11 protein-coding genes are annotated in these 21,301 nt (G+C 40.5%); 3 read left to right on the forward strand and 8 right to left on the reverse strand.

Annotated elements, in window-relative coordinates; genetic code table 11:
- Positions 1–265: 265 nt before the first annotated feature.
- The 8 genes from NBH14_RS21395 to NBH14_RS21430 all read right to left on the reverse strand — a co-directional run bounded on the left by NBH14_RS21395 (position 266) and on the right by NBH14_RS21430 (position 15,734).
- A complete protein-coding gene (locus NBH14_RS21395; RefSeq protein WP_128132986.1) occupies positions 266–2,269 on the reverse strand; it encodes a glucosidase family protein in 2,004 nt (667 codons plus the stop codon).
- Between the two features lie 136 nt (positions 2,270–2,405).
- Complete coding sequence (locus tag NBH14_RS21400; protein ID WP_186961096.1) at positions 2,406–3,623, reverse strand: DUF2264 domain-containing protein; 1,218 nt, start codon at positions 3,621–3,623, stop codon at positions 2,406–2,408.
- A 5-nt stretch (positions 3,624–3,628) separates the two neighbouring features.
- Positions 3,629–4,717: a glycoside hydrolase family 88/105 protein gene (locus tag NBH14_RS21405; protein WP_128132987.1), complete on the reverse strand. Its 1,089-nt coding sequence runs from the start codon at positions 4,715–4,717 to the stop codon at positions 3,629–3,631.
- 97 nt (positions 4,718–4,814) lie between these two features.
- Positions 4,815–6,743, reverse strand: a complete 1,929-nt coding sequence (locus NBH14_RS21410) for a RagB/SusD family nutrient uptake outer membrane protein (RefSeq protein ID WP_128132988.1) — start codon at positions 6,741–6,743, stop codon at positions 4,815–4,817.
- Between the two features lie 14 nt (positions 6,744–6,757).
- Complete coding sequence (locus NBH14_RS21415) at positions 6,758–10,132, reverse strand: TonB-dependent receptor (protein ID WP_250817750.1); 3,375 nt, start codon at positions 10,130–10,132, stop codon at positions 6,758–6,760.
- Between the two features lie 329 nt (positions 10,133–10,461).
- On the reverse strand, positions 10,462–11,496 hold the full coding sequence (locus tag NBH14_RS21420) for a FecR domain-containing protein (protein WP_128132989.1): 1,035 nt from the start codon (positions 11,494–11,496) through the stop codon (positions 10,462–10,464).
- Positions 11,497–11,559: 63 nt separating this feature from the next.
- Entirely contained in the window at positions 11,560–12,138 is a 579-nt protein-coding gene (locus NBH14_RS21425; RefSeq protein WP_128132990.1) for an RNA polymerase sigma-70 factor, read from the reverse strand.
- Positions 12,139–12,617: 479 nt separating this feature from the next.
- Entirely contained in the window at positions 12,618–15,734 is a 3,117-nt protein-coding gene (locus NBH14_RS21430) for a DUF6383 domain-containing protein (protein WP_128132991.1), read from the reverse strand.
- Positions 15,735–16,395: 661 nt separating this feature from the next.
- On the opposite strand from NBH14_RS21430, the gene NBH14_RS21435 reads away from it, so the two are divergent.
- From NBH14_RS21435 to NBH14_RS21445, 3 genes are read left to right on the forward strand one after another with little or no spacing between them, the layout of a single operon-like run.
- Positions 16,396–17,037, forward strand: coding sequence for an HU family DNA-binding protein (locus NBH14_RS21435; protein WP_128132992.1), 642 nt, complete (start codon positions 16,396–16,398; stop codon positions 17,035–17,037).
- Position 17,038: 1 nt separating this feature from the next.
- Entirely contained in the window at positions 17,039–18,025 is a 987-nt protein-coding gene (locus tag NBH14_RS21440) for a GSCFA domain-containing protein (RefSeq protein WP_128133001.1), read from the forward strand.
- A gap of 3 nt (positions 18,026–18,028) precedes the next feature.
- Positions 18,029–20,494: a bifunctional UDP-N-acetylmuramoyl-tripeptide:D-alanyl-D-alanine ligase/alanine racemase gene (locus tag NBH14_RS21445; protein ID WP_128132993.1), complete on the forward strand. Its 2,466-nt coding sequence runs from the start codon at positions 18,029–18,031 to the stop codon at positions 20,492–20,494.
- Positions 20,495–21,301 lie beyond the last annotated feature (807 nt).

Consider the following 21,301-nt stretch of genomic DNA (forward strand, 5'->3'; position numbering starts at 1 on the left):
AGTTAACCTGTTTCATAAATAAGCAAGAAATAAGTCAACCGTTATTATTATTAAGTTTAAACCGAGTCAACCTTTTATATATATAAGACTGAAAGTAGTCAACTAAAAACGTTAACATACAGAGATAAATACAATTTCCTCCCAAGAAGCCGAAGTTTCCTCGGGAGGAAATCAGAGTTCCCTGCCCAGGGAATTGTAGTTTCCCAGGCAGGGAACGCCAGTATCCAAAGCAGGGAACTACGAGGAAACTGTAATGAATTAGTAATCAGTCAAGTTTAACAGAAACGATTTCTCCTTCTTTTATGGCTTTATGTAATAGTGTCTTTCCCTCGGATTTGACAGTAACTAACTGTTTTCCATTCTCACGGAGCACTTCGATATCGAATGTTGTATCGAATGCTTTTATTTTACGCAGGTTCATACTGTTCCATTCCGACGGCAAACGGGGAGTAAAAGTGAAGGATTTCAGTCCTGTCGGACGGATGCCAAACATTCCTTCTGTGATGATACGCCCATATAATCCGCTTTCTGCGGAAAGATGGCGCTGACTTCCTTCCGGCCAGGCTTCGATAGCATAAGGTACGTGCTCGCCTAACAGACGTTGATTGGAATAGAATTTCAGATATTCTGTTGCCTTCTCGGTTGCCCCACAGGCATATACGCCTCTTAAAGCATAAAGGGTGGAACGGTCCCAAAATGTTTCACTTCCTGCCTGGGTCAACAAACCGTTTTCCGTCCACAGGCGGGGAGAGAACAGGGCATTAATCGTACCTTCTTTGCGGTCAAAGATTCCAACAGTCAGAGGAATACAAATCCAGGAACGGAGGATATCGTTTCCTTCATAATATTGATACGTGTCAAAACCTTCGACTTTGGCTCCGAAATAGTTTTCCATATTTTCCCGAAGGTCTCTTGCCTGTTTTTCATAAGCACTCAATACAGAAAAAGGCTTCTTCAAATCTTTTCCCAGATAGACAGCCGAACGCAACGCATCGTAATACAATGAAGAGGTACAAAGATTGGCTTTTCCGGCAGGAAAACGTCCTTCCAGTTCATCCGAATCAGAGGCAACCACACCTTTATCATTCAGGTTACGATGGCAATACTCCAGACACCATTCAATCAGAGGCCACAACTCTTCGGCTTCCGCCTTGTCACCTCTTGCCAGGGCATAACGGGAAGCTCCGTAAGCGACCATTGCCGCATCACCACGATCGCCGGCCCCACCCCAGACATCAATACCTTCTGCGATGATTGAACTCGGTATCTTTTTGTACTCCGGATTCATGAAACGGGCAAAATGTTTAAACGAATTAAGGGCCGAGCCATTTCCGGCTTCATATCCGAGATAAGGGAAGAAGGGATTGATATATTCCGCCTGGTCGTTTGCCCAGATAGCGGCATAATACGACTCACCGCCAGGGCCGTGCATCAATCCGCCTTTAGTATCGTAAATACTTTCAGCACCACGTATTTTGGCAAAGGCAAACATGGTATTGACAACAGGGTCCGGTGTTTCGAGAATCAGGTTATCCCAAAAGCCTGCAATCAGTTCTTTCCGCTCCTGAAGTTCTTTTTCCACATCGGGTTTCAATTCTGCTTCACCGTTTTTATAGCCGGTGATGGCAGCATAGAAAACAAGTTCTTCTTTCGGCTGAAGCAGCTTGGTCGCTGCCCCGATAATTTCCGAGACTAATTTATAACTGCCGTCCACTCCTTTTTCCGGGTCTGTGTTAATCATGGCACGCGATTCGGGGACTTCCACCATAAGAGGCGAACTGCCTGTATTCCGAAGGATATACTTTTCATAAATGGCCGGTTTCGCCACCGCCGGGAAAATGATGCGTGTCAGTTCAGCCTTTGCATTACGCGATAATCCGATAGTACTCTCTACCGTCATTTTTCCATCCAGCGTAATCTTATTCACCTTTTCTCCGGATAACGATTGTCCGTTCACCGACACCATGTCCGTTGCATTCCAGGCAAAACGGCGCATCAGGCTAGCATGTGTATTGTTCGGGATAGTACGCAACATGGGCCAAACCATACTTTTATTCAGTTCAAAAGAGCCGTCCGCATTCACCCCGTAACGGAGCACAGTCGAAACTTTCAGCCCGCTCATCTCAATATGGTCATAATGAGGGATACAGTCTTTGACATCCCAGGAGATACTGCCGTCGGGATTGATCGACCAACGGTTTTGAGCAGAAAGAGTTCCGCCACAAACAAGGGTCCAGAATAAAAACACAAATAAAAATAACTTCTTCATAATACTATTGCTCTGTTTATCTTTTAATTGTGCAATGTATGAAAAAGTATTCACAAAAAAAATGAAGCTATAGGAAAAGTCTGTAAATAACACACAGACTTTTCCTGCAACTTCATTATCCTTCTAAAACTTGATTCTATTTAATTGCGCCGTCACGCCGCATCGATTTGCCCGACCATATTCTCTGCGACGACCATTCTGCCGAAGGCTGAGACCAAAAAAGATCATCTGCCGGTAAACCTAAAGGCAAGAAGACAAATGCACATAAATACGTGCTACCGGTAGAGACATAGCTATCGGCAAGTTCCGGCTGATGGCCGCAAACACCAAGTGTCAACCACCCGTTTTCATCAAATGTCCCAGGAATAAGCTGGCGTTTCATCACAGCAGTAAGAGCACAACGAACCTGTCCTGGTGCAATATAGAGCGGAAGTTCTTTTCTTAATGCAACCTGCGAAAGCGCCTGGAATGCACCAAAACGATAAGCAACCGATCGACCGATAATGGGATAAGTACCTTCCGGTGATATCATTTTTTCCTGTTGTTCTGCATATCTTATCAGCCTCTTCCGTTGTACGTCATAGAAGTTTTCCGGATCCATATTCTTCTCACGCAATACTTCCAGAACATCCATCAACATCGGTTGGATTACATAGCTGTTATAATAATCAAAATGGAAATTAGGACCATCTCCATACCAACCGTCCCCTTTATACCATTCTTTATGTTTCTTCAAGGCATATTCAATCGGTCCCATTTCACATTCTCCGGTAAAATGAAGTAAAGCTGCTTCTATCGTAGCGGAGAACATCAGCCAATTACTTTCACCCGGTTTGATTTTTCTGGAAGATATAAAATTCTCTATGATTCTCTTCCGGGTTACATCATCCAGCTGTAACCATATTCCTTCTTCGCTTCGCAATAAACCTTGAGCAAAAAAGGCGGCATCGACCAACGGCTGTCCACCCGGCCCATCAAAACGAAGGTAATCGGGCGAAGCCGGATCCATCGCATTCTTTATTGCTCTTATGACCAATGCACGAAACTCTTTCCGTTGTTGTCCTTCATCCGTATTATCATCCGGCAAATTTAACCAGGGAGCAATACCACAGAATGAACGTCCCAACGCTTCCAGATGAGTTACACCAGCCCGCTGTCTTTCATGATACATCTCGACCGGCATGTTTTTCCTTAATGTATTCTCACTCAGATTTACATATACAGGTCTTACAATCTGCAACATTGTCTCCACCCAATATTTTCTAGCATCTTTCCCTGTCGATTGGGCTTGACCTTCGGGAATAGTAAATATAACTAAATATAAAAGGAGCCCTATTATTATTTTCGATTTCATTTCTTCTATTTTTCGTTATTAAATTTCAACATTTCCTTTCCTGCCAACAGAAATGCTCCCACACCATAAACTTCAGTCATATCAGATGTAACATCCTGAGGAGCTGCCGCTATCGGTTGGACAGAACCGAGTTTTCCTTCTTCATTGACATAACTTTTTAGAGCCTTCCATCCTTTTACGACAGCATTCTTATAATCCTTGCCTTCCAGTATATTATTATTTATCCCCCAAGCCAAACCATAGACAAAAAAGCCGGAAGCGCTATTTTCTGCCTGTGGATAAGCTTTATGGTCATACATACTGGCGTGCCATGAGCCTTTCTTATCCTGACAACGGATAACAGCGGCAGCCATTTCTTTATAAATATTCAAATAATAATTATATGTATAATGATCTTTGGGAAGATGTTCCAGTATAAGTGCCAATCCTCCGAAAACCCATCCATTACCACGTCCCCAGAATACTTTTGAACCGTTTTTCTCTTTTTTACCCAGATAGTTCTTGTCCCTGAAATACAGTCCGTCATCCTTACTGAATAAAGAGTCGGTTGTCAGTTTGTATTCACGGTCCATATACTGAAGATATTTTTCATCCTTGGTCAGATTATACATTTCCACAAATACGGGCGGAGCCATGAAAAGTGCGTCACACCACCACCAACGTTTATTAGCGACTTTCTCGGCAGTCCACAAAGGCTCGTCCGAAGGATACCATACTATCTGATCCAATCTTTTCCGGACATTGTCGATCATTGCAGGATCTTTATATTTCCGATACATACCGACATACATTTGTGCCACACAAAGATCATCCGCATGATACACTCTTGGCAAAAAATCCCAGGAATTCTTTTGACCTATTCCCATCAGGAAATCATAATACTTTTTGTCATTGGTATAGTCAGCCCATTCAATCATGCCACGATAAAGGGCGCCGTTTGTCCAATCGAGATTCTTATGTTTAACTTTAGCGAAGTTGTCTATTTGCCAGCCGGCAACCCGGTCGATAAGCTCCCGGTCATTCTGTTTATTCTTTCCTACCGCTACTCCTGCAATAAAGAGATAGCAGAAGACAGTAAATAAAACTTTTTTCATCTATACTTTTATTTAAGATTATCCAATATGATTCGGGAGCAAATATACTTAAAATACATGCTCCCGAATATCATTTCTATCCAATTAAATCATACGATTAATTGCTATATTCTGTTTCTGCCGCCATAGCCTCTTCTAAGTTATCAAACGGAGCAACATTGTATTCATAACCGGCATATCCCTTATTCTGGTTAATACGTCCTTCTCTGTTTGCATCAATAGTTCCTTGAGGTATCGGATAAAAGATATGATAAGGAGCAATCGTATATTCCACACCGGAACGTGTTTTTATACCTGAGTTATAGAAATTATTGTATTTAGAAACTCGTTGCCACCAATAGCTATTATCAGATAATGTTTCTTCTGTATACGTCTGTCCAAATTCATCCGTTTGTCCGGTCAATGCAAAAATGTAAGATACGCGGCTTAATTCTGTATGACGCCATTCTTCCAGATACAGTTCACGCGCCCTTTCGTCCATGACAACTCCCATATTCATTTCGCCGGCTGTAAAGAGTTTTGAGCAATGGGATCTTTTACGGATTACATTAACATCTTCAGCCGCTTTAGCCGCATCACCTTTCCACATATAGGCTTCTGCTCTCAAAAGATATGTTTCTGCCAGACGGAACATATACCAATCAGCTTCACCTCCTTCATAACTATTACTTGTTTCATAATTAGGATCTTCTACCCAAGTTTTGTAATGAGGCCAGTTGAACCAGTTTCGTATAGTATCAGTACACAGCAATTCCCCGTTATCACCATACAAACGAATATTTTTTCCGGCATACGGATTCCCGTCCGTGAATAATTTAGGATGATTGTATTTAAATTTCTCCATAACCATCCAGTTACCCGATTCAACATTATGGCGCAAATCAGTCTGATCATCCAACCACAAGCCATATTGATTATAATTAGTCGGACGCATACGAGCGACTCCACGACCATAAGTTTTCTTATAGTTAAAGTAAGTAGTTGTAATATCCATACCTTGTTTTCCATCCGGAGTCATAATTCCGATAGCACCGGCTGCCGGCCAAAAAGGAACGGCATTACGCATTGTTTTAATACGTATGCTACTTGAAGCTGATTCGTTGCGACTAATCATACAGAATATTGTTTCTTTGTTTGTAGCAGCCATTTTATTTTCAGGCCTGTGCAAATCCCAAATAACATTACGCGTAACAGGATGAACATCCGGCATCGGATTAATAAATGTTCCGAAATTATCAGTCATCAAAGAATATCCTGAATCATTAATTAATAAATCAGCTTCCGCAATAGCTTTATCAAACTGTCCTGTTGCCAAATAACATTTGATTAACAAGTGACGGCAAGTACCTTTATTAACCATACCGGCTAAATCGGCTACTTCCGGTACATGCTGGACTGCATACTCCAAATCTTTTGTAATCATATCCAGAATAACCGAACGTTGCGTGGATTTATAATCAAATTTAGGACCTTGAACCTCTCTGGTAAACAAAGGTACATCTTTGAATTGAAATACCACATTAAAGTATCTATAGGCTCTATGGAAATAAGCTCTCCCCAGCATTTCGTCGTGTAACTGAGGATCCAACCCTTCTACATTATCAATATTTGTTATTATGGAATTCGCATATTTAATACCCGAGAAGGTTTGATCCCAAAAATATCCGTATCTTATTGTAGAAGCATTGTCCGCTGCAGAAGGCTGCATCAATGTGATAAGGTCAACGCCAACACCCGGAATTGAAGGTTGATCCGTTGTCCCATTAACAGCCATCTCCGAAAAGAGATATTCTGATGTGAAAGGAGCTCCATCGGCATTTTCCCAGTGAAAAAACATATTTCTCAAATGTTTATCACAAGTAGCCAAAGCAGATTCAAGACCTTCTTTCGTTGTAAAAGTCTTTGACGGCTCATAGAAAGAAAGCGGGTCCGGTTTCAAAAAATCTTCAGAGCATCCCGACATTATCAAGGCAGTAGAAGATACTGCTGCAATCAATATATGTTTGATATATTTCTTATTTTTCATATTTCACTGTTTTTTTATAAAGTTACACCTAAACCGAAATTGAATGAAACAGGAACTAAACTTCCGTATTCAGGATCATTATATTGCCATTCTTTTGTCCAGCAAGCAACATTGCGGACACTTCCCGATACACGCAAACCTCCGATATGGAATTTAGACAAGTACTTTTTAGGAACATTATATTCCAAAGCAATACTTTCTAAACGGATAAACGATTTATCAATAATGCGCTCTCCTCCACTGGCCACATTCGAGGCCCCCAGACGTGCATAATTATTGGTCGGATTGTCAGGAGTCCAATATTTCAGTCGATAAACATTCTGACGTTCAGCCTGATACCCACTATTTATAAATTCTTCAGAACCTTTATGCCCCCATTTGGAATAAATGTTTACGGACACATTGAAATTCTTCCAAAAAGTGAAATCATTTCTGAACGACCAGCGGAAACGCGGAGAGGTAGAACCCTGAAATACTTTATCTTCGTTTGAATATCTTCTATTTTCAACATCATATACATCCTTAAATTTAGGATCTCCCGGTACTTGTTTATACTTTGCGGCTTCCTCTTCCTCGCCGACCTGCCAGATTCCTTCGTATTGATAATTCCATATTTCATTAATATCCTTACCAATAAACCATTTATTTTTCTGGTCATCCACTTCTTTACGTCCTATCACATTGCCATTTTCATCCACCACATCTTCAAAAGTATAATATAGATGAACAATCTTATTTCTGTTCAAAGAAAGATTGATGCTAGAACTCCATTCGAAGTTTTCGTTTTGAATGTTCAGCGTATTCAAAGTCAACTCAAAACCTTTATTTTGAACTTCACCTAAATTGGTCGTAATATTGGAGAAGCCGGTAATACTCGGCAAACTCTGGCTCATTACCAAGTCCGTTGTAGGCATTTGATAGTACTCTAAACTACCTGTGATACGATCATTCAGGAAACCAAAATCCAGACCAAAGTTCCAGGAGGTCGTTCTTTCCCAACGCAAATTCGGATTTGCCATACGGCTGACATACAACATAGAGATTTCTTCTAAAGAACCGTTTGAACCAATATAAGCATAAGGACCCGATCCGGTTGTCAAGTTAGAAAGTGCATCATATATTCCGACACCACGATTACCGTTCGAACCCCAAGAAGCTCTTAATTTGCCACGACTCATCGGCTCCCAGGTAAAGAAATCTTCTTCCGTGAATGTCCAGGCCAAAGCTGCCGACCAAAAGGTTGCTCTGGGATTTGATGTACCGAATGCAGAATATCCGTCACGACGGACAGATAACGTTGTCATATACTTATCATCATAGGCATAGAATAAACGTGCCAACAACGCATCACCCGTACTGTGAGTATCGTCAGTAGAGAAAGAACTTTTCAATTTATCGGCACTATTTACATAATGTAAACCCAATGCATCGGTAGGAGTAAAATCCCGGGCATTTATTTTATCGGTCCAACGTCTATGTTCTTCCGCTTCCTGCGCTAATGTTACATTCACTTTATGTTTTTCTACGAATGTATAATCCCAGTTAATTGTATTATTCACCAGCCATTCAAATCGCGACGTCTGTTCTCTGTCTACCGCGCCGTTATGTTTACTCTTCCACTCAGGGTGTTGTGAAGATTCATGGTAGCGATTATGATACCATTGGAAACGCGGAGTGAAATTCAATGTATAATTAATATTGAACGGCAGTTTGACTTTTGCAGTTAAAATAGTATTTAACGTTGTATAGCCTCGTTCCAAATCTTTATACTGTTTGTCAAAACGATAGTTATAACCCATATTCAACGGATTCTCACCCATCGGATGCCATGCTAAACTTCCATCATCTTCATACGGAGTAGAATATGGCGAGTTTTTCTGTAAAACATCTCCGGGAGCCACCGCCAAATTACCATCGGTACGATCCTGAAAATTCACATTAGCACCTAATGTCAGGAAATTACTTACAGTTGCATCCAATTTCAAATTAGAACGAATGCTCTTATAATCATCTCCGATAACCTGACCTTTTGAATCCAGATAGCCCATTGAAAAATAATAATTCATTTTCTCACCGCGACCGGAAATACTGGCATTATAATCCTGCTTAAAACCTGTACGATATGCTTCATCGTACCAATCATAGGTCTTACCTGCAAAATAGTTTTCTTTTTCCTTATCGAATAATCCTAAACGGCTTAACCATATTTCATCATCTGTGCCCTTGTCGACCGACATCGCTCTCCACTCATCAAGCGTCAATCCATATTTTGCCAAATTTTCAGAAGTAGGTTGTCTATACTTTCCGGGATTAACAAAACCTGTCTGGCTATCAAACCAATCAGAACGGAAGTCCAAATATCCGTCAGCATCATATACTTTACGCTGTCTGCCCATGGCAGTCACCCCCCAGTTAGCATCGAAACGAACACTCGGTTTATCTGATTTCCCTTTCTTTGTAGTAATAATGATAACACCATTTGCAGACTTAGCACCAAAAACGGCTGCGGAAGAAGCGTCTTTCAAAACATCTACCTGTTCAATATCCTGAGGATTAATTTCTGATAGTTCACCAAAGAATATAACATTATCAACCACAATCAAAGGATCATTATTTGCAGATAACGAACGCTGGCCACGAACCTGCAAGGAACCTCCGCCTTTTGCAGAAGAACTGACTCCGACATTCAGTCCGGGAACCCCAGTACGCAAAATATCCTGCACCGTAGTAATACCTTCTTTGAGCAATTTGTCGGGACGAACCTGGGAAACCGCTCCCGTAAGGTCTTTCTTACGCATCGTACCGTAACCTACTACTACAACCTCATCCAGTGTTTGAGTATCTTCCTTCAATTCGATAACAATATTTGTATTGTTTCCGACCCTAATTTCCTGAGAAACATAACCGATATAAGAAACAACAATAGTGGAAGAAGGAGAGATATTAATCGAGAACTTACCGTTCAAATCGGTAACCGTACCATTCGTTGTCCCTTTTTCAACAACATTCACTCCGATTATCGGCTCTCCATTCATATCGACCACATTACCTGTTATAGCCTTCGATTGAGTTACCTGCATAAATATACCTTTCTTATTCAGTACTATGTGCTTATCGCTTATGGTATAAGAGATATCGGCATTTTCAAACAGGCCGTCCAGAACTTCTGCAATAGGCTTTCCTACTGTAGATACAGTCACTTTATGGTTTACATCCACAATATTTTTATTGTAGAGGAAATGATATCCAGTCTGTTTTTCAATACTATTTATCACATCTTCTATTGTGGCATTTTCCATGTGTAAATTTAAGATGGCGTTTTGAGAATATGTATTCGTTGCCATAGCCAATGTTACACTCGTAAAAAGAAATAAAACGAACAATCTCATAACACGAAAAATTTTTATGACAAAACTTTGCCTTTCGATTTTTTTATCCGAAATGGAATTCATACTTTTGTTTGTTTAGTTAGAAAAATAAGGTTGACTAAAAACTTTTTTAATGACTGAACTACCAAAAGGAAAGGTGTGCGAGACCTTTCCTTTTTTTGTTTAATCACATATTAATCATATATATCACAACATCTTTATGTCATAGGCAATTAGATTTTAGGGTGAACAACTCGTTTTATATCCTCTCATCATATAAAAGACGTTTCAGCTATTTTTTCCCACATAAGGGATAATGTTTTTTTTCAAAAAAATAAAAGGTGAATGAATCACCTTTTATCTCTATAAACTTCTATCGTTTGTTTTTCATAAGTATTATTCTTATCCTTCACTCTTTTATTTTGTTTAAAAGATAAAGGGGCACTTAATCGTAATAATCGTAAAATCTCGTCCAGCGACTCATATTCGAAAGTAGCCCGGTAAGGAGCATCCGCCAAAGTCGAATCTTTCAGTTCTATATTCACATTGAAGGTCAGCCCCAGACGCTTAAAGACGTATGAAAGAGGATCATCCCTGAATATCATCAATCCATCCTTCCAGGCACACCATTTATAAGGATCTGTCTTTATTATCTGGCAACGATTTGTCAGACTGTTAAAAGAGGCACGTTCTCCCGGTACCATCGCAACAGGCGAAGAGTTCCCGAAAGCAACGTCAATCTTTCCGTTTACCATTGTGACAGAAGTGATAGAATCCTTATTGTAGGCTTCTATATTAAAAGCCGTTCCAGTAGCTTTAAGGATTACTTGACCGGTTTTTACAATAAAAGGATTTTCCTTGTCCGACTGTACTTCAAAATAACCTTCGCCATTCAAATACACATCCCGTTCTCCTTTTCGGAAAACCAAAGGATATTTCAACGAACTTCCGCCATTCAACCAAACATTGGTTCCATCAGGTAAACGGACTTCAGAGAAAGTTCCATGAGGCGACTTTACCTCCTGATATTCTATTGTATCATACAAACCGCTGTCTTTATCCAGATACAAATAAGTGCAGAATATCAATAAAGGTATAATGAGAATCGCTGCCGCACGTTGCCAATAAACTACCAATCTGCGAACCATATTCCTCTTTGTAGCTGCGATATTTGCAAGAATATTTTTCCTGGCTTCAAATACGTTAATCTCAGAAGGGTTAAAAGCGGGATTCATTACTTGCCAAATGTTACGCATTTCCTGAAAACAACGTTCATTATCAGAAGATTGACTCACCCAATCTTCCAGTTCACGACGCTCTTCATTTGTCGCTTTTCCTGAAAGATAAGCGGTTATAATAGATTGTATTTGATCTTTATCTGTCATTATTTCTTTTTTATAGTATTAAGACGTCCCGAAAACTTTTTTCCACATCGTTTGTAACTTTTTTTAGGGAATACCGATTGAAAGTAAAAGGATAAAAAAATCTTTCAATTGTTTCCTCAACAGTTCTAATGTCTTACTCACACGAACCTCTACTGTTCGTTCCGATACATTCAATTTCTCTGCAATCTCCCTGTATTTCAAACCTTCAAAACGATTCAACTCAAATGCTTCTCGATATAAGTCAGGGATTTGTTGCAATGCATTATGAAGATGATCATGTAAATCGGAATACAATATATAATTTTCTGTATCATAGCAATCCAGTACACTATCCTTATAATTTTCCTCATACTGACGCACAACTTCCAAATGTCGGAATTCATCCAGGCAACTGTTTCGAACAGATCTTAACAGGAAAGATTTTAATGAGGTTTCTATCTGAATGTTCTTTCTTTCGTTCCATAACTTCAAAAAGATGGATTGGACGATATCTTCACAGACTTGTTCATTTTTTATAAAGTTCCCGCCAAACAGCACTAAATCAACATAATATGACTGAAAGATTAATGAGAAAGCTTCTTCATTATCCTGCTTAATTGCGGACAACAAATATTGCTCTTGCGACGAATCTAGTTTACTCATTATAAATCACTTATCAGACGTTTTTTACTTAAATTAACTGACTAAATTAATCGGTCGTTTTAATTAGTCATGAAATCGGATGAAGGGATAAGTGAAATATTGCGATAAAAAAACTTTAGAAGTAGGGGCTAAATCACCTATTTACAGTACTTTTTGTGTTAATCATTAATGAGAACTAAAAAAATGTCTTTACCTTAGCTGCGTGACTAAAAAAAACGACCGTTTTTTCTAGTCATTCGATAATATTCAACCAAACACAACCAACAAAGCCCCTACGACACAAGATCGCAGAGGCTGTTTTTTTTCTGTATTCCTTCCTCACGGGAGAAATTACAGTAAGAACTTTATTTTATTACTTAATATTAATAACCACTTGTTCGCCTGTCACAGGGTAATTGATGGATAGTCTAGGCGTTGCATGCAACGCCTAGACTCCAACTCGTGGAAATTTTAGAATTTATTTTTGATTATAAATTATCTTATTTTACGATTGCCTTAACAGCAGCTTCGCCTTCAACAGCTACTACAACTACACCTGCAGGAACAGAGATTGTAGCTTCGCTAGAAGTGATTACTGTGTTAGCAATTGTCTGACCAAGAACATTGCTGATAGCAACAGTCTTACCTTCAGCACCCTTAATGATAACGGCACCGTTAGTTGCAACTACTGATACTTCAGAAGCGCTGATGCTTTCATTGTCTGTTGCCATATCGTCAGCAGCACCCTTTTCGATGTTGAAGATCAAAGCAGCATCACCACCAGTCTTAGCATCATCGAAAGAAGCATCCATAGCAGACAATACCAAGCAGTTATTCTGGTTCTTGATCCATGCTGCATTCTTCGGAGCTATAGGAGCTACAGCATTTGATTCGATCAAGAATGCGCGATCTTCTTCTACTTCGTTAGCAGCCTTAGTCGGGTCGATATAACGGAATGACCAAGTGTAGTTGTGATGTTTGTCTTCCTTAACAGTAGCTTTCATGTTAATAGAAGAGATCTTCTTAGCTTCAAGAGCTTTCTTAACATCATCCATATTCAGATCTTTTGTTGCAATATTTGCAAATGTGTTACCCAAGATATAGATTACGCTATCCTGTTCTACTGCATCTACGAAACCTACACGAACATATTTACCGAATTTGTAAAGTTGTTTTTCCGTAACAACTTCTGCATCTGTAGAGTCAGCGAAGCTAACCAACAGTTTGTAACGGTTGAAGCCTTCTACAGCCGGAGTTGCGTGGATACAATCTTCTGGTCCGCATTCTTCGCCAGCAGCATTCATGTGCTTGTGGTTAGTTGCATCACAAGGAATGTTTTCAGAACCTTCGTTTACAGTTTCGCTTACATAGATTAAGTATTGCGGTTTGATATTATACTGTGCAGATTTACCAATGTTGTACGGACGTACATTGAATGACAGACCAGCTTCAGCAATATTAGCAGCACCGATACCTAAGTAGCTCATACCTTCACGCTTGAAGTTTACGTTAGTTTCGTCCATCAAGTAGTCGTTTACGTATGCTTCTTTGAACTTCAAGAGCTTAGTTGCATCTTCATTACCTTCTACAGCGCCATCCAATTTAACATTGTTGAAACGACGATACAGAGGTTGGTCAGTTAAACCGATAGAGAAAGCAGATGTTCTAACTTCATCAATAACCTGTTGTTGCAACAGGGCAGTTAAGCTCTGGTCAGCAACACCGGCTTTAAATTTAAATGATTTATCTGTTTCTTCCAGATTTGCAGCATCAATAAATGCATAATAGCAAGTAGCATCCAATTGATTGTTTTCTTTGAAGAAGAATTTGCTTGCAGCAGTTTTATCTGTGATCACAAAGTTATTTTCTTCACCTAAAGCAATAACAGCATTCTTAGTGTGGATTGTATAAGACTCTCTCTTCAACTGAGCCAAACCATTAATTCTCTTTTTAACGTCTGCTGTTACTTTATAACCATAATCAGCTGCTACGTTACCATTAACCGGTTTGATTTCGAAATAAGTCGGAGTATCCTGCAATACATTCAATTTGTTGCTACCAGCCACCTGAGCAATGTATTTTTCCATTGTATAAGGGTTGAAGTAGTTGAATGCATAGTTAGTAATCATCAACTCATCCTTAGTCAGATATTTGTAACCAAGATGTTCATCTCCTAAGATATTTGCATCTGTAATTTTTGTAATAACTAAAGAGTCAGCTGCAAGATCTGCACAGAAATATTTAGAAGAACCGGTAGCCTGAGTAAACTGATAAGTTCCATTCAAGCTTGCATATTCACGGTTTACAACTTCCACCGGAGAAGTAGCAGCGAAGTATTCTGAAGTCTTAGTTTTCAGAACAACCCACTGGTAAGCCGGCATGTGGTCAACATTCTGTTCGTCAGCGTCAACGCTCACCCATTCTTCTTTTGCGCCATCGATATGGATCGGAGATGCGTAATATTTATTAGTTTTAGCATTGCGGATGAAATATACACCGTCTTCCAAAGATACTCTGTCTGTATCGCTTTCTTTACAAGAAGTGAAACCTAATACGATATCAGTTTCTTTCTTTTCACCGATTGTTACAACACGAATTTGATCTTCTTTTACCAAATCCTGAACTGTTACATAGTTCTTGTCATCAGCATTAGCAGTGATAGTAGTCGGTGTTGCTGCCTTCCAACCATCAGCAGTCGGAGCTTCAATGATAGTCTTCACCTGAATAACCAAAGAGTCATTTGTCGGGAAATAAGTGAATAAGAATTGACCATGCTCTTTCAAAGAGCTAGCTTTCAATGCATCCAGATCATTCATATAATTAAATGCAAGGAACATAGAACCAGTTGTGTTGATGAAAGCAGTATCAACAAACAAAGCTTTAGCGTCTTCTTTTCTTGTAATATAAACAAATTCGTCTTCTGCATCAGCAGCTAAGAAAAATTCCTGGCTGAACGGATTTTTCAAACTTGTTTTGTTTGCATCCGGAGTAAATGTCAGCTTAACGCCAGCATCTTCTTTCTGAATACCCAGTTTAGTGTTGATCTGCTTTGCATTCAAAGTAACAGCATCAGCTTTAACCAAAGAGAAAGTAGTAGTAAAAGTTGTAGCTGCATTACTTGCTAAGTCTTTCTTTAAAACTACAGTACCATTATCAACAACGAATCCTACTACAGAGTCTGTTGTAAAATAAGAATACAGAGGCTTTTCATTTACCAGAGTTTCATAAGTAGGAGAAAATGCCCAACCACTGACCTCACCACCAACTTCAGGAGCAACAGTTGTTGCTGTAGCACCAGCAGCAAATTCTTCCATTGTAATAGACAGCAATGCTTCAGCGCCTTTGTTTACAAAATCAAAATAAGGAGCTTTTCCCTTATTTTCTTCTGTAACAGTGACACACCACAAAGTACTTGCCACATTGTCAGCTTCAATAGCATCAACAACACTTAACTTTCCGTCTTCATTAATCGACAAGAACTGACCGCCGTCTGTTTTCAGTTGATACAAACCACTATTGGTTCCTTCAACTAAAGAAGTAACGTTGTCTGCTGCAAAAACAGATGTTGCACCTAACAATGCTACACCTGCCAAAAGAGTAGAAAACTTTTTGTTCATAATTTAAAATTTAATATTAATACTAAAGTGTAATAAGTTCAATTCACAATTGAAACGCCCCGCTTTCTTGATAAATGGCGAGTTTAATCGTTCCTTTAATCTCGCCATTTTTGGGGAGGGCATTTCCTTTCGTTTGTGAAAGCCCCTATTTTGTACTTTGTTTGCTATTCAATTGATAAGAAAGCATATAGACAGATAAAAAATATCTTAAAAAGAATGGTTGGTATGAAACTAATTCTTACTTTTGTTGACGAGAAAAAAGGAACGATTTTTCTCGTCACACCATTTTTCCACTCATCTCACTACTCATCAACTATTTATATATCATTTTTCGCATATTTTGCACCGAATAATATAATGTACGCCCGTACATCTATATATATAACTATATAGCTTTTCTTTCAGCACTTTACAATACTTCACAAATCATCCAACGGAACTAAGAAAAAAGCCCTGGATAATTAATTCTTTATATCAGGAGATTTATTACCTTTGGTACGGACTTTTAAATATGCAAGGAATACATTACAGAAAAGTAAAGTACTCCTTACATATTTGTATTCCTAACCTTACATTTATGAAAAGAAATTGTTTCATAAATAAGATTAGGGAGAAAAATCCTTAATAGTCATGACGTTAAACCTTAAATATCAGGAGGAATATGAGTATTGAATACGACTTATTTGCCAATCCCCCCAAAAATGGGGAAGAGAAGCCGACGTTACATGCCAGAGCTATCAATATCCAGACCGTCAATACCAACGAACTGGCGCGGATGATCGAGAGCATGAGCACTTTCACGACGGCCGATATCAAAGGGGCAATCAAGGCAATCAGCGAACGGTTGTACTTCTGCCTCAGTAATAGCCAGAGCGTACATCTGGAAGGGATCGGTACGTTTTCGGTGACGCTGAGATGCAAGCAGCAGGTGGAAAACAAAAAAGATATACGCTCGGCATCCATTGAGTTTAAGAACGTGGAGTTCCGTGCTGATCCGGAGTTGAAGAAACGTTTCCGGGGCGTTCGTATCGAACGGCGGGAAGGGACCAGCGAGAAAAAAAACTACAATGCCGATATCCGGCAGAAACGTATCCTGTGGTATATAAAAAACTATGGGACAATCAACCTGACGGTTGCTGCCAGCCTAAACCAATGCACGCGGCAAAAGACTAAAAAAGATCTGGAACAGCTGCTTGAAGACAATCAGATACAAAAGAGCTGGTGCGGAAAACGGGCTTTCTACACCAGGCGTTCGCCCCAGCAACCAACAGCCGGCCCGTTACCTAACGACCCAACGGAATAATATGGAACTATACACCGCTATCAAAATCCCCAAGCCCCCTTTCCGGTTTTCCTGGCAGAAACGCATCTTACTGCTCGGTTCCTGTTTTGCGGAAAATATCGGGGCGAAGCTGGCTGAGAACAAGTTCAATGTCGATATTAATCCGTTCGGAACACTGTATAATCCGGCATCCATCGCTGCCGCATTGCGAATGCTGCTGCATCCGGAGCGGTTTACAGCAAATAATTTATTCCGGCACGAAGGCGTATATCATAGTTTTACGCACCACAGCCGTTTCTCTTCCACCTCGGAAACAGAGTGCCTGGAAAATATTAACGACAGGTTGTTTGCCTCGGCACAAGAAATCAGGAGGACCGGATATATGGTGATTACACTGGGGACTGCCTATGTCTACCGGCTGAAAAGCTCCGGCCAGGTGGTGGCAAACTGCCATAAGCTACCGGAGAAAATGTTTGACCGCTCGATGCTATCCGTGGCGGAGATTGTGTCGGAATGGAAGGAATTATTGCTCTCTCTATGGAAGCAATGCCCGGACCTGAAGATACTTTTCACCGTCAGTCCGATACGCCATTGGAAGGACGGGGCACATGGCAATCAACTCAGTAAGGCCACTTTGCTACTGGCAGCCGATACGCTCCAGACGGCCTATTCGGAACGGATCGCTTACTTCCCCGCCTACGAAATCATGATGGACGAGCTGCGCGATTACCGCTTCTATGCAACCGACATGCTGCATCCTTCGGAGCTCGCTGTTGATTATATTTGGCAACGTTTTACAGAAAATTTCTTATCCGATGAAACGAAAGGCTTTCTTAAAGAATGGGCAGAGATCCAAAAGGCTATTAATCACCGCCCGTTCCAGCCCGAAAGTGAAGCCTATAAACGCTTCATCTCGCAAACTTTGTTAAAGATGAAACGAATTAACGAGAAATTTCCTTCCTTTGATAGTACAAAAGAGATGGAAATAATAAAGTCTAAACTAATGTAAAGAATGGAATACTCAATAAAAGAAATCGTCAGAATTATCGGTGCGCAGGCAAACAACTTGCAGGATAGTACCATCAGCATTTTGCTGACTGACAGTCGCCGGCTTTCTTTTCCGGAACAAAGTCTCTTCTTTGCCCTTAAGACAAAGACCAACGACGGACACAGATATATAAAGGAACTCTACAAACTGCGCGTCCGCAATTTTGTAGTGAGCGAAATGCTTCCGGAGTTCGAATCGCTCGGAGAAGCAAACTTCCTGGTGGTAAAAGATACGTTGAAAGCCCTTCAGAAACTGGCTACCCATCACCGGAAACAGTTCAATATCCCGGTGATCGGCATTACAGGCAGTAACGGAAAAACGATTGTAAAGGAGTTCCTTTATCAACTATTGCACAAGGAATTCAATATTGTCCGCTCGCCGCGCAGTTACAATTCACAGTTGGGCGTGCCGCTATCTGTCTGGCAGATAAGCGACAAGAATACGCTGGGAATCTTTGAAGCCGGCATTTCCCAACCGGATGAAATGGAAAACCTGCGCCCGATCATTTCACCGACTATCGGTGTTATTACCAATATCGGAGAAGCACATCAGGAAAATTTCATTTCCACCACGCAGAAATGCCTGGAGAAACTGACGTTGTTCAATGAATGCGAAGCCATTATATATGATGGGGATGATGCGTTTATATCCAACTGTATCGAATCGGCCTGCCTTTCACATAAGGCGATTGCCTGGAGCCGGACAGATTCCGAAGCGCCGCTTTACATCGAGAAGATCGAAAAGAAAGAGGCGGAAACAGTCATCCTTTGCACACTGCTCGGGCTAACTCAGAAATATGTCATTCCTTTCACCGACGATGCTTCCATCGAAAATGTGATCCATTGTCTGGCAGTAATGCTTTATTTAAAGCCGACCAGCGTAAATGATGCAAACAAATTTGCCAGGTTGGAGCCTGTCGCCATGCGTCTCGACGTAAAACAAGGCATCAACAATTGCATGCTGATCAACGACACATACAACTCTGATATCAACTCGCTGGATATCGCCCTCGACTTCCAACAGAGCCGTCATGTGGACAAGAACCTGAAATGTACGTTGATCCTCTCCGATATCCTGCAATCAGGCACCTTGCCCAAGTCGCTTTACAAAAAGGTTGCCGACCTGGTTCGCCGTAAAAACATCGACCGGATTATCGGTATCGGACGGGACCTGAAAGAATACGGCAGTGCATTCGATATCGAAAAGGAATTTTACCTCAGCACGGATGAGTTCCTCAAATCACCGACATTCAAGAAGTTCAAAGACGAACTGATCCTGATAAAAGGCTCACGCCACTTCCACTTCGAACGTATCTCCGAGTTGCTGGAAAAGAAAGTGCATGAAACGATCCTCGAAGTAAACCTGGACGCGGTTGTGCATAACTTCAACTATTACCGTTCGAAGCTGAAACCGGAAACCAAGATGGTTTGTATGGTAAAAGCGTTCGGATACGGGGCAGGTTCATACGAACTGGCTAAAACGTTACAGGAACATCGTTGCGATTACCTGGCTGTTGCCGTTGCCGATGAAGGGGCGGAACTCCGTAAAGAGGGCATCTCAATCCCTATTATCGTAATGAATCCGGAGTTCAGCAGTTTCAATGTCTTGTTTGAAAACAATCTGGAGCCGGAGATATATAGCTTCCGCCTGCTGGATGCCATGATAAAGGAAACGGAACGCCGGGGAATCACCTCCTACCCGATCCATATCAAGATAGACACAGGAATGCACCGTCTGGGATTCCAACCGGATGACGTCCCCGCGATCTGTGAACGACTGAAAGAACAAAGTGGCGTAACGGCACGTTCTGTATTCTCCCATCTGGTGGGAAGCGACTCATCCATCTTCGATGATTTCACAAAGAAACAACTGGATACATTTACCCTGGCGGCTGCCGAACTGGAAAACGGCCTGGAGTATAAAGTCATCAAACATATCCTGAACTCTGCCGGCATCGAACGTTTCATGGACTATCAAATGGATATGGTCCGTCTGGGAATCGGACTATACGGTGTAAGTGCTTCCGGCATAAAAGGCCTGCGCAATGTCAGTACCCTGCGTACCACCATCCTTCAGATACAACATGTCCCGGCTGGCGACTCCATCGGTTACAGCCGCCGTACTTATGTGGACCGTGATTCACGTATCGCCATTATCCCGATCGGTTATGCCGACGGCCTGGACCGTCATTTCAGTAACCGGGGAGGCGAAGTCTCCATCAGTGGAAAACGCTGTCCGATCGTCGGAAATATCTGTATGGATGCCTGCATGATCGACGTGACCGACACAGACGCCCAGGAAGGCGACCCGGTCATCGTCTTCGGCGAAGAACTTCCGGTAAGCGAACTGTCCGACAAACTGAAAACTATACCTTACGAGATACTTACTTCAATTTCTCCACGGGTAAAAAGAGTTTATTACAGGGAATAACTGTACATTATCAAATAATAAAATCCCGGATATAAGATTGGTTATACCCGGGATTTTATTTTTTATTCTTCTCCCAAAAACAATTCTGACATATTATCAATAACAATTTTCAACCAGAAGCCAATTAGTTCTTTAAACAACTAATTAGACGTAGTTCACACAAGACTCTGGTCGATCATTACAAGCCCTCTCCTTTATCAAGAATAAAAAAGGCTGTATTCCGCCATTAGGACATCCCGTCAGAGCGCTGATACAAAGCAAATTACACGAAATTGAATAATATTCTACTCTCCTATTCATAAGTCTCATTTTACAAAAAAAATCAGATTGTTGTATTACTTAAGTAGGAATCAGGTACTAACTGGAACTTTTCTTCATTTTTACTTTGCCCCGTCAATATCATATTTAATATTTAAATACAATGCAAATATAAATAAATATTTTTAATAATAAATACTTTAAATGAAAATATATTTCATATTTACCTTTAAAAGGCTTTCTTGAAGAATACTCCAAAGACAAAAAATAGTATATCATATGCAGACACATCTCCTCAGATATCACACACTCCTACACAAACTACTTGAAATACAAAGCGTATATAAACAATCGCCTAAAATATCCACAAAATCAACTTTAAGGTTCGCACTATACCAGAGTCTTGTGTGAACTATGTTAATTTAATATTTAATATTATTTGTTTCAATACTCAAATAACAAAACAAATAATATCTCTGACACACAAACTATACACACTAAAAGAATTAAGTATTTATCAACACAATCGGAGGAATAACAGAACAAATA

The sequence above is a fragment of the Parabacteroides caecihominis genome (genome assembly GCF_023656785.1).
Lineage (GTDB): Bacteria > Bacteroidota > Bacteroidia > Bacteroidales > Tannerellaceae > Parabacteroides > Parabacteroides segnis.

What these genes read in the sequence shown, in the direction of transcription:
- NBH14_RS21420 (WP_128132989.1), bottom strand. Translation starts at nt 11,496, where the DNA reads ATGACAGATAAAGATCAAATACAATCTATTATAACCGCTTATCTTTCA.
- NBH14_RS21445 (WP_128132993.1), top strand. Translation starts at nt 18,029, where the DNA reads ATGGAATACTCAATAAAAGAAATCGTCAGAATTATCGGTGCGCAGGCA.
- NBH14_RS21395 (WP_128132986.1), bottom strand. Translation starts at nt 2,269, where the DNA reads ATGAAGAAGTTATTTTTATTTGTGTTTTTATTCTGGACCCTTGTTTGT.
- NBH14_RS21440 (WP_128133001.1), top strand. Translation starts at nt 17,039, where the DNA reads ATGGAACTATACACCGCTATCAAAATCCCCAAGCCCCCTTTCCGGTTT.
- NBH14_RS21415 (WP_250817750.1), bottom strand. Translation starts at nt 10,132, where the DNA reads ATGAGATTGTTCGTTTTATTTCTTTTTACGAGTGTAACATTGGCTATG.
- NBH14_RS21410 (WP_128132988.1), bottom strand. Translation starts at nt 6,743, where the DNA reads ATGAAAAATAAGAAATATATCAAACATATATTGATTGCAGCAGTATCT.
- NBH14_RS21405 (WP_128132987.1), bottom strand. Translation starts at nt 4,717, where the DNA reads ATGAAAAAAGTTTTATTTACTGTCTTCTGCTATCTCTTTATTGCAGGA.
- NBH14_RS21435 (WP_128132992.1), top strand. Translation starts at nt 16,396, where the DNA reads ATGAGTATTGAATACGACTTATTTGCCAATCCCCCCAAAAATGGGGAA.
- NBH14_RS21430 (WP_128132991.1), bottom strand. Translation starts at nt 15,734, where the DNA reads ATGAACAAAAAGTTTTCTACTCTTTTGGCAGGTGTAGCATTGTTAGGT.
- NBH14_RS21400 (WP_186961096.1), bottom strand. Translation starts at nt 3,623, where the DNA reads ATGAAATCGAAAATAATAATAGGGCTCCTTTTATATTTAGTTATATTT.
- NBH14_RS21425 (WP_128132990.1), bottom strand. Translation starts at nt 12,138, where the DNA reads ATGAGTAAACTAGATTCGTCGCAAGAGCAATATTTGTTGTCCGCAATT.